Genomic DNA, 14,984 nt, shown 5'->3' with positions numbered 1-14,984 from the left:
TTTGGATCCTAGCGCCTTACGGCACAATTATTGGGGATCCCGCAACCTGATGCGCTCTGTGACAGGATGCGTTAACTAGCAACGGAATGGAATGATGAACGGAATCAGTCGATGGCTGCTCGTCATGAGTATGCTGGGGGGCTTAACCGCCTGCGTTACCGAAGTCCACGAATACCGGACTCGCGTAACTACCACCACAGTACATACCGATGACACTAACCCCGATGCCGGTTTCTTTTTCCGCACTGTGGCGGGCCCGTTGCCGGGAGAACAAGCAGAGCAGGTCTCTTACGTCGCTAAAGACAACCGCAGCTTCAAACCGGATCCGGCGCTGATCCAGATGGAGGGGGTCATTCCACAGTTTGAACCCTACAGCCGTACCGGTAATAAGAATTACAGCATAGCGGGTCAACCCTACAAGGTGTGGCGCGATATCGAGCAGTACAGTGAAGAGGGAACCGCCTCCTGGTATGGCCCCGGTTTTCATGGCCAATACACAGCCAATGGCGAAATGTACGATCAATACAACCTCTCGGCCGCTCACAAACATCTGCCTATCCCCTGCTACATTCGAGTGACCAACAAGGTGAATGGCCGCAGCCTGGTGGTTCGGGTCAACGATCGCGGCCCCTTCCATGATGACCGCATCCTTGACCTCTCCTTCGGCGCCGCCCAACGGTTGGGGATAGTCGGCCAAGGTGTGGCCAAGGTGCGGATCGATCTGGTCAACCCACCGCGGCCCGCCAATGCCGATGAGATTATCGCCCGCAATGAGGCCAAAACCATCCAGCTGCTGGCAACCGACTCAGCAGAGCAGGCCCGCAAGGCCGCCACCAAACTTAGCCAGCAGTTCGGCACCGCCATCACCATAGTCAGTCATCACCAGATGTATCGACTGCACATGGGCCCCATGCCCCCCCAACGCGCCGAGCAGATGCTGGCCATGGTCAAAGGGGCAGGGCTGGATCAAGCCTATTTTGTCTATTAAGGCCACAGCCATAGTGACATTGGAACACCACAATTGTTGGCTCCCCTCGTTCACCGAAGTTTGCTATAGTGGCAACCCTCACAGAATGACCTGATTTATATCAGGCAACCCCCTCTGAAAAGGATAAAGATTTTGAAACTGGCGAAAACTCTTCTTCTTTCCAGCGCCGTCGCTTTGTCCACGGCCGTCTTAGCCGCACCGACTCCAACGCCCGATGCCCTGCCCAAGCCCGATCCGAAGCCGGTGGCGACGCCAGCACCAGTGGCACTGCCCAGCCCGCCACAGATCGCCGCTAAGGCGCACTTGCTGATGGACTACCATACCGGACAGCTGCTGATCGGAAGTAATGAGCACGAACGTTTGCCACCCGCTAGCTTGACCAAGATGATGACCTCCTATGTCATTGGCCAAGAGCTCAAATCGGGTCGCATGAAGCCAGAAGATATGGTCACCATCAGCCAGAATGCCTGGGCCAAAAACTACTCCGACTCCTCCAAGATGTTTATCGAAGTCGGCAAACAGGTCAGTGTCGATAACCTGAATAAGGGCATCATAATTCAGTCGGGCAATGATGCCTGTATCGCCATGGCCGAACATGTGGCTGGCTCTGAAGACTCCTTTGCCAGCCTGATGAATCAATGGGCCAAGCGTCTGGGCATGAACGAGAGCCACTTCGTCAATGCTCACGGTTTGTATAACGTCGATCACTACTCCAGCGCCTATGACATGGCGTTGCTGGGGCAGGCACTAATCCGCGATCTACCGGAAGAGTACAAGATCTACTCCCAGAAGGATTTCACCTTCAACGGCATCATCCAGCACAACCGTAACCGCCTGCTGTGGGACAAGACCCTGGTGGTGGATGGCATCAAGACGGGTCACGTCAGTGAAGTCGGTTACAACCTGGTCGCCTCGGCCACGGGTCCTGACAACATGCGCCTCATCTCCGTGATCATTGGCTCCGGTAGCGAGGCCCAGCGGGCCGAAGAGAGTAAGAAGCTGCTGACCTACGGCTTCCGCTTCTACCAAAATGTTACCCCCTACAAGCAAGGCGCCGAGCTGGCCACCCAAAGGGTATGGATGGGCGACAAGAGCGAAGTCAAGCTGGGTACCGATCGGGAGATCAACCTGGTCATTCCCCGCAATAGCAACGGTAAGCTGAAGGCCGACTTCCAACTGAAGGGTGAACTCGATGCACCGCTGAAGAAAGGCGAAGTTGTCGGTACTATCTTCCTGAAACTGGATGGCAAAGATGTGGCCCAGTATCCGCTGGTCACTCTGGATGAGGTGAATCAAGGTAGCCTCTTCAGCCGGTTATGGGATTACCTGATATTGCTGTTTCAGCGTCTGATTGGCTAAGCCTTGGCCCAGAGCACTAAACGAAACAGGCCCTGCATGTCAGGGCCTGTTTATTGGTGCCGATCCTGTCATCGGCGGCTAAAATAAGGTTAAATGCCGCCCATCCCGGTCATCCTAGAGAGAATGTTATGTCCTTGAACACCAAATTTGACGAACTCCTGGACTTTCCCTGTCAGTTTCCCTTCAAGGTGCTGGGCGTCGCCCACCCTGAACTGACGGACCAGGTGATTGCCGTATTACAACAACATGCCCCGGGCGATTACAGCCCCACCCTGCGCCCCAGCGCCAAGGGCAACTATGTTTCCCTCACTGTGACCGTCACCGCTCACAGCAAGGAGCACCTGGAGACCATGTATGTCGCGCTCGGTCAGTTGGAGCTGGTTCGCGTGGTACTGTGACCAGGCTCACGGCTGGCAATCTGGCCTCCGCTCGGTATAATGTCTCGCCAGTTGTCACATTGGGGAAACAATTTTGCAGCAATCCGGTCTCATTGTCCGTCACCTTGGTCTCCGCCCTTACCTGGAAACCTGGCATGCCATGCAGGCGTTCACCAATGGACGCACGGCTGACACGCCAGATGAGATCTGGTTGCTGGAGCATGAGCCCGTTTACACTCAGGGCCAGGCGGGTAAGGCCGAGCATCTGCTGCAGCAGACCACAATCCCGGTCGTGCAATCGGATCGCGGCGGCCAGATCACTTACCACGGCCCGGGCCAATTGATTGTGTATGTGCTGATCGATCTCCGCCGCAAAGGGCTGGGCATTCGAGAACTGGTCACCCACCTGGAGCGGGCCGTGATCGCCATGCTGGCCCGCAGCCAGATCCCGGCCCAGGCAAAATCCGACGCCCCGGGCGTCTACGTTCATGGCAACAAGATAGCCTCGCTGGGGCTGCGCATTCGCCGCGGCTGCTCATTTCATGGCCTGGCGCTGAATGTGAACATGGATTTAACCCCCTTTACCCATATCAACCCCTGTGGTTACGCTGGCCTGGCCATGACCCAGTGCACTGACCTGCAGGGGCCGACCACAGTCGAAGCGGCAAGCCCCCTGCTACTGGCCGAACTCACCCGAGAGCTGGGTTATTCCACCTGGATCGAACCAATCGAGAGCAAGTGATGAGCAAACCTGTACGTGTAGAAGCCGGTGTCAAACTGCGAGATGCCGACAAGATGGCCCTGATCCCGGTGAAATTCATGCCGGATGCCGATGAGGCACCCCTGAAGAAACCCGATTGGATGCGCATACGCCTGCCCGCTACCAGCGAGAAGATCCAGGCCGTGAAGAACATAATGCGCAAGAATAACCTGCACTCGGTCTGCGAGGAGGCCTCCTGCCCCAATCTGGCCGAATGTTTCAACCATGGCACCGCCACTTTCATGATACTGGGCGCCATCTGCACTCGCCGCTGCCCCTTCTGTGATGTTGCCCATGGCCGCCCCCTGGCTCCGGATAGCGAGGAGCCGCGCAAGCTGGCCCGCACCATAGCCGAGATGGCACTCAAGTACGTGGTCATCACCTCGGTAGATAGAGACGATCTACGGGATGGTGGCGCCCAGCACTTTGCCGACTCTATCAGCGCCATCCGCGAGGAGTCGCCCACCACTCGCATCGAGACACTGACACCCGATTTTCGTGGCCGCATGGAGATGGCGCTGGAGATACTCAAGCTCAATCCACCGGATGTGTTCAACCACAACCTGGAAACCGCCCCCCGCCTCTACCGTACGGTACGACCTGGTGCCGACTACAAGTGGTCTTTAGAGCTGCTGCGGCGCATGGGTGAGCAGCATCCCGGGCTCCCCACCAAGTCCGGCCTGATGATGGGGCTGGGAGAGACGAAGGAGGAGATAGTCGAGGTGCTCAAGGATCTGCGGGCCCATGGCGTTACCATGCTGACGCTGGGCCAATACCTACAGCCTAGTCGCCACCATCTGCCGGTGAAGCGCTATGTGCCACCCCACGAGTTTGATGAACTCAAGCAGATTGCCCTGGATCTCGGCTTCACTCACGCCGCCTGCGGCCCATTTGTGCGCTCCTCCTACCACGCCGACTTACAGGCTCAGGGCAAGGAAGTTAAATAATTGTGAATTCCATCGATCTTCACGACTCAACATCGCTTTATTGTACTCTACATCGGTAAAGACGACTGGAGGCGGCCATGCGAACGGTAATTCCCCAAATCAAGGAGTTCCCTGACGATGGCCGCATCTGGCGAATTGACTGGGTAGGAAACGTCGAACTGAATCCCGCCATCCCCTCTGAACCTCGTCTTGAAGTCAGCATGGTCCCTCTTCGTGATGGGATTGGTGACAAATACGATTCAACCAGTTCCGCTATCAACAGCGAACGCCGTGAAATTTATATCGGGGTTGGTCAACTCCCTGTTTTAATGATTGGCTCACTCTGGAAACAAGGCCGCTGCCTGCAAGAAAGAGCGGGTAAAGAAGTCGAGTTCAACGAGCTCACCATCAACTCTTTAACGACACAGGTCATACACGCGCATAAGGTGGACGAGGGTCAACCACTTATTCCTCGCCAGTACTATATGATGGGCAAAGGCTACAGTAATCCTTTGCTGGCTGTTGAATGGAAAGGCGACCCATTCGGCATATTAGTACCGATGGCAGAGCTATTACGGTACTACTACGCCACCTCGACCGATCTGGCACTAGCTCTGTTTGCTGGGGCTTTCCGCCACGAGCTACATGAAATCATCAATCTCGACCATAGCGGATTCATCTCAGCCGAACATCGTTGTGTACTGCATCTGAGGCAGCATCTCTGTAATGACGATGGCTGGGTGATAGGCCGGATCCTGAACGCGCCCGAGGCATTCAGAGGGGCCACCATGTTGCACGATCAGTTGATGAAAGACTCACTCAACCGCAAGACCTCACACATTGAAACCTGTTTTCCATTCTCTGGTGATACAAACCTGAGAGCCTATACCAAACGGATTAACTCTCAGGGCAAATGGCGATATCTAGTACTCAGTCTCAGCCATTGCACGGGGACATTCCCCTTTGATGAATTGACGATATTTCGTGATAACGACAACCGATTACCACCCGATCCCAGTACCGATTTACCTATAGAGAAGAAGCTCCCTGCCTTTCCTCGCCCTCAAGCCAAAGACGGTGATACGTTGGATGTCCCACTCCAAAGCCAACACGAAATCAATCAACAGATCGATCCAGTACATATCACATTACCCAGTGATCGATTTGGCGCACTCAACGGCAAGAAAATCGACTACCCCAATCAGAAAACAGAGTGTCGCTATAGTGGCAGATTAAAACCTTGTTTGGTCAATACAGCAGTCAACGATTTTGGCACAGGCCGCGGGCAATATAATGGAAGTGCATCCGCTAAAGCTAAACTGGCGCATAAGCAGGAACGCCGAAAAGGACTACCTGCCAGTTTTGAGCACTTTATTGCTGCTATTGAGTTGATTAATCAAACTCCGGGGTGGAGAGCATCCATTCGGGAGGCTGATGAGTCAATACGCTATGTGCCATTACTGAAAAGCCCACATAAAAGACAATGGAGCTACTTGGATTCAAAGACCAAGAAAAAACGCAATGTCATAATAGCAAACATTATATTTCAAAACAGAAACTATTGCTTAGTCGAGGTTGAGAGTAGACAATCAGAACACTATTGCCTTGGCTTACTTGAATTAAAAGAAAAGACAACAGCAGCCGAAGATCATCACATCCATTCGATTTTGAAGCAGCTGGCGAAAAATGAAGGAAAATGGTCTGAAATGCCCAATAGTTTCGTAACTCAACTAAAGCACACTTGGGCTAGAGTTGAAGATTTCCACAACACAATCATAACAAACATACAACAAAATAAATTCAAAGTTTCCACCTTAAATTCAATCCATTAGATGCTACCACCATACTCGGGATAAAAAAGGAAAAATAATGAAGCGAAATATTCAAGCAATATCTCTTGACCTTATTAAGCTTGATCAAGAAAACGTCCGATTTGGTGGTGATATAGCTCAAAATCAAAGAGAAGCTATTGACCTCATGATGGCAGACCCTGATGAATCCAAAAAGCTTCTCAGACTAGCCAACCACATCGCAGAGCATGGATTGGATCCAACAGAATTGCAGCTTGTCACTCCAGACCAGGATGGAAGTTATATTGTTTTGGAGGGTAATAGACGCTTAACCGCTCTCAAGCTACTTCAAAGGCCAGATTTGTGTCCTGATGAGAAAATGGTTAAAAGCTTTATGGCGGCCCACAATAGGCTAAACGGCAACCTCCCCACTGAAATTGACTGCAGTGTTGTATCATCTCGTTCCGCAGGGGATATGTGGATAGAGCTCAAACATACTGGACAAAATGGTGGGGTTGGTCGTGTAAACTGGGATAGTGATATTCGAGATGAACGCCGAGCTCGTCAAACTGGTATTGAGTCTATAGGTCGTCAAATCAGAAATTTGGTAAAAGATAACTCAGATATTTTCTCATCTTATACGGTTAGGGATATTTTTGCGATTCATGTAACCACGTTAACCCGTCTTTTTTCATCAACACCAGCCCAAGATGCGTTTCAGATTAAAATAGAAAATAAAGAACTTATTCCATTACTACCCTTGGCATACATAGCTCCCTCCGTAGAGTTTGCGATAAATCTTTTTAAAAACGAAGGGTACAATGTTAATGATATTCGCAGCGATGAAGATCGCCGCCGTTTTGTTGGACATATTCCGCCTGAACTACATCCATTAAAAATAAAATCATTCGCAGACTCAAATCATCAAACTAAAACTGTAGATGACTCGACTCCACCTAGCTCTGGATGTGAACCGGGTGATGTTGGTGGAAATCAGCCGACTGGACCTAATGTTACTGACTTAGGAAATGGGCCTGATACAACCTCAGGAAAAACCAATGGAGTTGACACTCGTGAGCCTGGGAAAAAGCTTCGAGCAAAACCATCATCGCGTGCAAGAAAATATTTATTGCCTTGGTCGTTGAATATAAAAAACACACGCGTTAATGAAATATATAGGGAATTACGCTCTGTTTTAGAAGTAGATAGAAGTCCGAATGCAACAGCAATTGCTTTTCGGGTTTTTATCGAAGTTAGCTGTGATGCTTATATCCAGCAACAAGTACGGAACGGCACGCCAATTGTGCGCGAAGACAACCATAAGCACGTTACTGAAGATACAACGCTCTCAATAAAAATAAAGTCAGTTGTGTTATCTCTTGAGGGACAGAATAAAATAACTAATGCAGAATCAAAGGCAATTAGTAAGCGAGCTAGCACAAAGGATACTATCGGGTCCGTCGATCATTTCAATCAATTTGTGCATGGTTCGGCGAGTGCGCCCATACCATCAGAACTGAAAGACATAGCGGATGAGTACAAACCGATGTTAGAAGCCATCTGGCAGTGACAGGCACGAGAGCTCTTTGATTCAGGATGTTTTTTGCTCAAAAAAAGCTACCCAACTCCCAAAAAGTGGAGAAAAATTTCCTTTTTAGGATGAAATCTTAAGGCTGCATCCCTAAGGTGAGCAAATAATAAACGAAGCCTGCTCCTAACCTGCAGGCACTGAGGGCTGGCCAACAACATCAAAATATGTTTTCATAGTGTAAAGCTAGCATCATTAATGGACTTTTTATGGCAATCAGGGCCTTTTCCACTCCCCTACGTTACCCTGGCGGTAAGGGCAAGTTTGCTCATTTTGTGAAGCAGCTATTTGAAACAAATGAGCTACTCGACGGACACTATGTAGAGCCCTATGCAGGGGGCGCAGGTGTGGCTCTTGAATTGTTATTTCAAGAATATGCATCCCGCATACATATCAATGATATTGACCCTGCGGTTTTTTCATTTTGGCAGGCAGCTGTTCATCACACGGAAGATCTTTGCAGATTAATTCATGATACGCCAGTTACCATAGATATTTGGCATCAACAACGATCTGTACTAGCAAACATACAGCAACATTCTTTGCTTGAAATTGCACTAGCAACATTTTTTTTAAATAGAACTAATCGTTCAGGCATATTAAAGGCAGGCGTCATTGGTGGGTTAACCCAAGCTGGTAAATGGAAGTTGGATGTAAGATATAACAAAATAGACTTAATCCGGCGGATTGAATTGATTGGTAGGTTTCAAAATAGAATAAAAGTTTACAATCTCGATGCGGTGACACTTCTAAAAGAAGTTGTCCCATATTTACCTGAAAAAACACTAATTTATTTAGATCCTCCATACTACATGAAAGGCGCTGGACTTTATCGCAATTTTTATACGCATGACGATCATGTTCAGATAGCCAAAACCTTGGAAGACGTGCATCACCCCTGGGTGGTTTCTTATGATGACGTGGTTCAAATAAAGGAAATTTACAAGAATTATCGGCAAGATGAGTATATTCTTAGCTATACAGCACAAGAAAAAAAGAAGGGGACAGAAGTAATGATTTACGGCCCTAATGTTAAAATACCGCATCAAGCTTTGCATAAGCAGGCTAGTTAAACTCACCACTGACCTAATGTCATGGAAGACATGAAAAATGACGACATGGAGGACTGATAATGACATTCACAGAAAAAGAAATTCATATTAAAAATATTTTCTTAGATATAAAAAACCCAAGGCATGATCCCATTGAAAATGAAGAAGATATAATTCATTACCTGATTACCAAAGAGAATGTAAAACAACTTGCAAAGCATATATCAAAAATCGGACAGATAAGCCCTCTTGAAAAAATTGCAGTAATTCCCCATTCAAAAATTAATGGCGCATACATTGCAGTAGAGGGTAATAGACGTGTCTGTGCAATGAAACTACTTGCTCATCCAAACAAAGCAGATAATGACAAAAATATTGCTTACTTCAAGCGCTTAGCTCTCGATATGATTGCGATACCATCTATAGTTGATGTTGTTGTTTTTAATTCACCGTCTGAAGCGAGACCGTGGATATCTTTACGACATGAAGGAGAGCAGGATGGTATTGGAACAAAGGCATGGAATTCCAGTCAAAAAGCCAGATTCAACGCCCACGGTAGTAGTGAAGAAAAAAATCCAAACATCCAAGCTTACTTACTTAAAACATATGTTAAAGACAACCAATTAATAGATTTAGATGATTTAGAAAAACTCAGCATTACAACAATTACTCGATACCTAGGAACCCCAGCATTCAGAACTGCTTTAGGTCTGATAGACAATAAAACATTACGTGTTTCTGTGCCAAAGGATGAGTTCGAGCAAGTAATTAAACATTTTCTTCTTGATATGTTGTATGAAAAAGAAAGTGTCAACTCTCGTTCTCATGCAGCGGAGCGTGTGGCGTATTCTGAAAGTCTTCGTGCAAATAATATTGCACCTAGTACAAGAGACCTACCAATCTATGATATATCAACGGTAAAAAAACCAACTATTCAGGCTAAGCCACTCCCACAAAAATTTGACAACAGAAGCCCAGATACTAGATCATTTATTATACCCAAAAAATACACAGCCAAAATAAATGACCCCGTATTAAAAAGATTATATGATGAATTGAAAAAAATAGATGCTGAAATGTTTTCATTTTCAGCAACATATCTTTTAAGAGCTATTATAGAGCAAGCAACAACCCAATATTTGAAAAAAAGAGGTATAACAGTGGATGGAGAGTTGCATAAAAAACTATCCAAGCTAGCTACCATCTTATCAGAGTCTGGAATGAAAGACCGCGAATTGAAAACACTTCGCGTGATGTCAAATGACAAAGACAGCCATTACTCACCAGATACATTGGGACACTTCATACATGGAGGGGCTATTCCGTCTCATGTTCTTGGTATTAAACTGTGGGATTCTATAGAACCAGTAATGACTCGAATATTAGATGAATTAAACAAATGATTTCAGTGTGTAACTATCTACAGGGTAAACGTCTATTCATTTTTTTAATTGCATCAACAACTGAAACGTACTGTATGGCCGGATTTTTGTAATCCTTCATTAGAACATTGTATTTTATAACCTTCATTTTCCATGCACTTAATAGCCTCCTCGGCCACCCCATCATTAGCCACCAGGCGAGACCAAGCACATAGTGCCGTTCCGCTAGGCTGCGTTGCTCAAAGGAGATCCGATCTCGTAGCAGAAGATGGATGGGTTGATGAGCCAGCGAACAAATGTGGCCTTGTAGCTTGGGAGCAAGACGCATAGAAACGATGATGGCACATAGCTGATGCAACACATCCAGCCGACTGTAGTCAAAACGACTTTTACAGCGCCCACCTCGGGCCAGAAGCCGTAACACTCTATCCCATGTGGCAAACACCATACGATCCCATTTCTCGACCGGTTCAACCGTTGCCTTACGCAAATCAAAGCCGCACTGCCAACAAGTAGCTAACGAATCGACATCTATCTTCTGAGGCCGTCCTAACTCAATACGATGAAACTCAATGGTACTGCCACATTCCGGGCAGCGATCCAGCAGCATGGTCTGATGCTTGGGGCAATAAGTGAATAAAGCCAAGCGCCAGGCTCGTCTAAAATAGGGCTCTTCATCTTCGGCCAGACAGAGCGGACAACACTGTAGACCAAAGCCACGGTGTTTACGGTGGTAGATACTCAGAGGCAGAATCCAGCGTAGTTGGCCTGATGAGTGGTTTGCATGAAACAGCACCTGCTCAAATCCTGTCAGCGTCGTAGACTTAACCCGTGACATGCTACAGCCGCGGCCTTTAGCCATCTGCGCAAGCAACCACTCAGGAGCCAGTCGATCCATATCCCGATTCCAGATCTGGTGGTAAGCACCAAAGACCCGATCACAGAAGGTCTGCGCCTTTACACCATTGGCATGAGCAATACGCACTAGCCAGGAGGTTAGTAGTTCATCCCTGTATGGATGAGGGTGCGCAGGCCAACATTGTCCAGAGAGCATCAGCCACCCCGCCTGTCCAATTGTCGTTTACGCTCTGATGGCGTACACCAGTCCATGCCATCCAATAGTTGAGAGTCTATATGCTCCTTGCCACTTTTAATGGCAAGTACTGCCGCCTCGTTCAAGATCCGGGATAGCTCACCTATCAGTCCCTCACTCATCCCAAGCAGCCGATTGGCCAGCTCGGGATTATGCAGCTCCGAAGCTTCTCGCAATGGCAACATGCGCTCGAAACTCACTAACAGACGCTTAAAATCAGTGTCCATCTGCCAGCGAGGTAGCCAGATCGGTTCAAAGCGGTTCGCCAACTGCGGATCGGTTTGGATGGCCCGAAATGCATCTTTGATCCCGACAGCAACAATCGGAACCTGAAGTTCATTTCCTATATACTTCAACACGTTGAGAAAGGTTCGTTGTCGATTCAAGCTCCCAGCCAACACATGCTGGATCTCATCAATGATCAACATCCGCAACCCAACCGACTTCAATAGTTTGAGCACCTGAGATTGTTTCTTGTCTATTCGCTCTCCCGCACGGTAAGGAGCAAATAGCTGTTCAAGGATGTTGTTATAGAGTCGCCCTTCATCCGGTACCGGAGGAGCTTGCACATACAGCACTGGTACAACTATGGCATCACCATGCGGATTATCATGGGCAGGATGCTGATTACGAAAACGCTGTACCAGCATGGTTTTTCCATTATTGGTATCACCAACAATTAACAAGTTTGGCATCCGGCTGATCGGGGGATGAGCCAGTAACTCATTCAAACGAGCCATTGCCAATTTTGCTTGCGGATAACCAATCCACCGACCGCTGCGAATACGTTCAATACGCTCGTCATCATTCAATCCCAAGGCTTGAATGGCTGATTCCTGCAGATGTGCGAATGGACTCATGACAGTTCATCCAATTCGTCAAATGGCTGAATATCCTCTGTTTTATCAAAATGTTGCTCACCACCTGTTGGTTCAGGTAATGAGTCGAATACAACAGGAGGAGCCACTAATACCTCCTTACTCGCCTGTTTTCGACGTTGCGCAGCCCGTCTTGCTGCATTAGTTTTGGTTATCGCCTGTTGCTGAATTTCTCGCATCTGCTCATAGGCGTCAAAAATAGCGTTTTCGTCAATATGCCGCCTTCCGTCAGACTCTGCCCGCAACTTCGCTTCCCTGAGCTCCCAGATACTCATTGGTGGGTGAGTCATATTGCGATATGGAATGGCAAAATAGTCATTGAGCTCAGGATCGAAAAACCAGATCTGGCTGATATCACGCGGATCTCTTCGAAATATAAACTTGCGCTTATGCAGAGGATCCACGGGATCTTGGGCATCAATCCAGCGTCGAATGACGTCATGGTAGTAGTGAATATCGTCAATCAGAACACCATAATCTTGTATGGTGCGCTCGATAAATGGCATCAAATCCAGACGTAATCTGGCTTCATTGTTGACCTTAGCCGGGAGCCCTCGCCCTACTTCAGTACCGAACCCAAACACCCCTCTTCGATATTTTTCCAGCGGTGCCATATCTATGCCGGTGTGATTGCGTTGGTGATACACATTTACTATGTACGTCACCAACCACTCCTCAAATTCGGTAAGCGTTAAGACGGCCTCGGCTTCTGCATCGTAATCCTTCCGCTCTTGGGTATTGGCAAAAGTTGTCCCTGGAAGAGTATGGATCTCCTTGGCAAAGGTGCCTAACAGCCGTTCGATATGACCACCAAAATGGGGTCTGGCCACGGGGCGCCATTCAATATCAACCCCATACTGCCGACATGCTTTTTGCAGCAGGTGCCCACGGAACTCTTTGGCATTATCCATATGCAACTTGCTGGGTAATCCCCAGCATGGCCACTCCCCTTTCACTCCATGCTTCGCCAACCAGTTATCTTTTGGCAGAATAGCATTGGCCAAACATAACCCCGTAGATAAGCCACTAGGCGGGTCAAACGAGACGTAAAAGCCAAATACCATGCGGCTAAAAACATCGATAGCCAACGTGATCCACGGGCGGCCAATCGGCCGGCGATAGAGGTCATCCACCAGAATAATATCCAGCTTGGTATGATCAATCTGAACCACAGCTAAAGGCCAATCAGCTCCAGGGAATTCCCCCCGATTTGGAGAATACTGCTCCTCAGCCGCCTTCCGGCCTCTTCTTTTTAATACACAAATTTGTTTATCCAGATGTTTTACCCGATTGCGGATCGTGTTGTCGTGCGGGGCGGTAATCTTGGCTTGATGACAGCGTTTCTTAATGCTCGCAATCAGCTTGGCAACAGAAACCCGCTGTTTGGTAAGATATAACTCATTGATCTCATAGGAAATGATAGCTTCCTGTTCTACAAGAAGTTTGGTGGATCCTTTATCTTTACGCCTCTTGGGTAACAACGCCGTCAGTACACCCGCTGCTTCATATTCCCGTAGCCATCCATAGAGAGTAGAAGCATGGAGATCAAAGTCAGCAGCCCTGATCTCCACATCAATTCGAGTTCTTCCCGGCTTATTAAGTAGAGGCTGAATGACCTGGTAACGCCTGTTCGCCTCACTCCACTCTTCATCTGAAATTGCATTCAAATCTGGTGACAATGTAGCCTCAACCAATGAGCTACCCAACTGCAAATCAGCGATGGCCGCCGTCATTACCTGAGCAGTCTCATCATCCTTCAATAGCACCTGACTCAGATCAATCACATGGGAGATGTGTGCTGGCCGCCCTAGATATAGGACGGCAACTCCAGGTTTTATTTGCAATATGGTTGTTGCTTGACTCATGACTGAATGCTCCAAATAGGGCTATCCATCGTTAGTTTGCACTGTAAATTGCATCCCACTTGTCCCAGACCAAGCAAATACCAGAGAACAGACAGTAGACCAGCTTGCTCCCATTGATTCTCTGATAGGCGGTTGATAAGCATTGCGGGTGTCGCGGCTTGCATGGCATTGAGTTGATCCAGTATTCGCTTTTGAATATCCATATCCGGGACCGACTGGCGCATGATGGGCAGAAGGAACTTCACGTTCTCAAGGTAAGGCGTTTTGATTTCTACATCTGTGATCAACTTGAAGCGCCAACCACGGGAACGGGCGAAATGATAAGCAGCCTTGAATTTTGATCGCAGATCAGGCCAATGCTCTCTCAACTCACTACGATACTTAACCTCGTAAAGTACCGATTTTTGAGGCTCGGTATAGGAAACCAGAACATCAGGGGTATAGCGGTGAGGTTTGCCCTGGGCATCAAGCCAATGTATCTGAACGGGCTGAACCTCGAATGAGGTGACTCGTGGATCAAACGCCAGCAACGAGAGGAAATCTCGCTCTAAGGTAGATTCATACATCGCTTGTCCTTCCGACTTACGATGAGCCGCAACCCCCGTTACATTGCGGTAGTTCTTCGGGATCCTGCGCACCGGCATAATTCACCGAACCAGTTCAAAGAAACGATGTAATTTATAGTCTGGTTCATAAGATCGATGTTCGCCAGTCGCAAATATCGATGTAGAAACAGGCTTTCTATAGCCTCTCAGTACACAAGAGCGATGGAATTCACAATAATAGCCTCCGCTAACAGGGCACCCTCATGGGGTGCCCTGAAACGATCCGCACAGGTTTCGTCACCTCGGCAATCCCAAATATCTCTACCAGAACTAGCCAGCCCTCTTCTGGTGTCATAAGCTAGCCCCATAATCGAGCCAATT

Annotated in this window: 13 protein-coding genes; 9 read left to right on the top strand and 4 right to left on the bottom strand. The window is 48.3% G+C overall.

Annotated elements, in window-relative coordinates; translation table 11 throughout:
• Window positions 1–91 precede the first annotated feature (91 nt).
• The 9 genes from ACZYTD_RS02590 (at window position 92) to ACZYTD_RS02550 (ending at window position 10,243) form a co-directional block, all read left to right on the top strand.
• On the top strand, window positions 92–988 hold the full coding sequence (locus tag ACZYTD_RS02590) for a septal ring lytic transglycosylase RlpA family protein (RefSeq protein ID WP_463888817.1): 897 nt from the start codon (window positions 92–94) through the stop codon (window positions 986–988).
• A 129-nt stretch (window positions 989–1,117) separates the two neighbouring features.
• Entirely contained in the window at window positions 1,118–2,347 is a 1,230-nt protein-coding gene (locus ACZYTD_RS02585; RefSeq protein WP_463889069.1) for a serine hydrolase, read from the top strand.
• Between the two features lie 134 nt (window positions 2,348–2,481).
• Window positions 2,482–2,745, top strand: coding sequence for a DUF493 family protein YbeD (gene ybeD / locus ACZYTD_RS02580; protein ID WP_463889066.1), 264 nt, complete (start codon window positions 2,482–2,484; stop codon window positions 2,743–2,745).
• A gap of 58 nt (window positions 2,746–2,803) precedes the next feature.
• On the top strand, window positions 2,804–3,466 hold the full coding sequence (lipB, locus tag ACZYTD_RS02575; protein WP_463889064.1) for a lipoyl(octanoyl) transferase LipB: 663 nt from the start codon (window positions 2,804–2,806) through the stop codon (window positions 3,464–3,466).
• Entirely contained in the window at window positions 3,466–4,431 is a 966-nt protein-coding gene (lipA, locus tag ACZYTD_RS02570; protein WP_463888814.1) for a lipoyl synthase, read from the top strand. The genes lipB and lipA overlap by 1 nt, the downstream gene beginning before the upstream one ends.
• 77 nt (window positions 4,432–4,508) lie before the next feature.
• Entirely contained in the window at window positions 4,509–6,242 is a 1,734-nt protein-coding gene (locus tag ACZYTD_RS02565; protein ID WP_463888812.1) for a hypothetical protein, read from the top strand.
• A 37-nt stretch (window positions 6,243–6,279) separates the two neighbouring features.
• Window positions 6,280–7,770, top strand: a complete 1,491-nt coding sequence (locus tag ACZYTD_RS02560; protein ID WP_463888810.1) for a hypothetical protein — start codon at window positions 6,280–6,282, stop codon at window positions 7,768–7,770.
• 227 nt (window positions 7,771–7,997) lie between these two features.
• Window positions 7,998–8,861 (top strand): DNA adenine methylase, encoded by an 864-nt coding sequence (locus ACZYTD_RS02555; protein ID WP_463888808.1) that lies wholly within the window; start codon window positions 7,998–8,000, stop codon window positions 8,859–8,861.
• Between the two features lie 59 nt (window positions 8,862–8,920).
• Window positions 8,921–10,243 carry a hypothetical protein gene (locus tag ACZYTD_RS02550; RefSeq protein ID WP_463888806.1) on the top strand — a complete coding sequence of 441 codons (1,323 nt, stop codon included), beginning with the start codon at window positions 8,921–8,923 and terminating at the stop codon, window positions 10,241–10,243.
• A 13-nt stretch (window positions 10,244–10,256) separates the two neighbouring features.
• Here ACZYTD_RS02550 and ACZYTD_RS02545 read toward each other — a convergent pair whose 3' ends face one another.
• From ACZYTD_RS02545 to ACZYTD_RS02530, 4 genes are read right to left on the bottom strand one after another with little or no spacing between them, the layout of a single operon-like run.
• On the bottom strand, window positions 10,257–11,276 hold the full coding sequence (locus ACZYTD_RS02545) for a TniQ family protein (RefSeq protein WP_463888804.1): 1,020 nt from the start codon (window positions 11,274–11,276) through the stop codon (window positions 10,257–10,259).
• The gene (locus ACZYTD_RS02540) at window positions 11,276–12,175 is read right to left on the bottom strand and encodes a TniB family NTP-binding protein (RefSeq protein WP_463888802.1); all 900 of its coding nucleotides are present in this window, start codon (window positions 12,173–12,175) and stop codon (window positions 11,276–11,278) included. The genes ACZYTD_RS02545 and ACZYTD_RS02540 overlap by 1 nt, the downstream gene beginning before the upstream one ends.
• Window positions 12,172–14,058 (bottom strand): transposase, encoded by a 1,887-nt coding sequence (locus tag ACZYTD_RS02535; RefSeq protein ID WP_463888799.1) that lies wholly within the window; start codon window positions 14,056–14,058, stop codon window positions 12,172–12,174. Before ACZYTD_RS02535 ends, ACZYTD_RS02540 begins: the two co-directional genes overlap by 4 nt.
• Window positions 14,055–14,624, bottom strand: a complete 570-nt coding sequence (locus ACZYTD_RS02530) for a TnsA endonuclease N-terminal domain-containing protein (protein WP_463888797.1) — start codon at window positions 14,622–14,624, stop codon at window positions 14,055–14,057. The genes ACZYTD_RS02535 and ACZYTD_RS02530 overlap by 4 nt, the downstream gene beginning before the upstream one ends.
• Window positions 14,625–14,984 lie beyond the last annotated feature (360 nt).

The sequence above is a fragment of the Pseudaeromonas sp. HNCC25DJ180 genome (genome assembly GCF_055413345.1).
This window is presented reverse-complemented; position numbering and strand designations above follow the sequence as displayed.

Excerpts from the sequence above, each read along its gene's own strand:
- ACZYTD_RS02590 (WP_463888817.1), top strand. The coding sequence starts at position 92 with ATGATGAACGGAATCAGTCGATGGCTGCTCGTCATGAGTATGCTGGGG.
- lipA (WP_463888814.1), top strand. The coding sequence starts at position 3,466 with ATGAGCAAACCTGTACGTGTAGAAGCCGGTGTCAAACTGCGAGATGCC.
- ACZYTD_RS02565 (WP_463888812.1), top strand. The coding sequence starts at position 4,509 with ATGCGAACGGTAATTCCCCAAATCAAGGAGTTCCCTGACGATGGCCGC.
- ACZYTD_RS02560 (WP_463888810.1), top strand. The coding sequence starts at position 6,280 with ATGAAGCGAAATATTCAAGCAATATCTCTTGACCTTATTAAGCTTGAT.
- ACZYTD_RS02555 (WP_463888808.1), top strand. The coding sequence starts at position 7,998 with ATGGCAATCAGGGCCTTTTCCACTCCCCTACGTTACCCTGGCGGTAAG.
- ACZYTD_RS02550 (WP_463888806.1), top strand. The coding sequence starts at position 8,921 with ATGACATTCACAGAAAAAGAAATTCATATTAAAAATATTTTCTTAGAT.
- ACZYTD_RS02545 (WP_463888804.1), bottom strand. The coding sequence starts at position 11,276 with ATGCTCTCTGGACAATGTTGGCCTGCGCACCCTCATCCATACAGGGAT.
- ACZYTD_RS02540 (WP_463888802.1), bottom strand. The coding sequence starts at position 12,175 with ATGAGTCCATTCGCACATCTGCAGGAATCAGCCATTCAAGCCTTGGGA.
- ACZYTD_RS02535 (WP_463888799.1), bottom strand. The coding sequence starts at position 14,058 with ATGAGTCAAGCAACAACCATATTGCAAATAAAACCTGGAGTTGCCGTC.
- ACZYTD_RS02530 (WP_463888797.1), bottom strand. The coding sequence starts at position 14,624 with ATGTATGAATCTACCTTAGAGCGAGATTTCCTCTCGTTGCTGGCGTTT.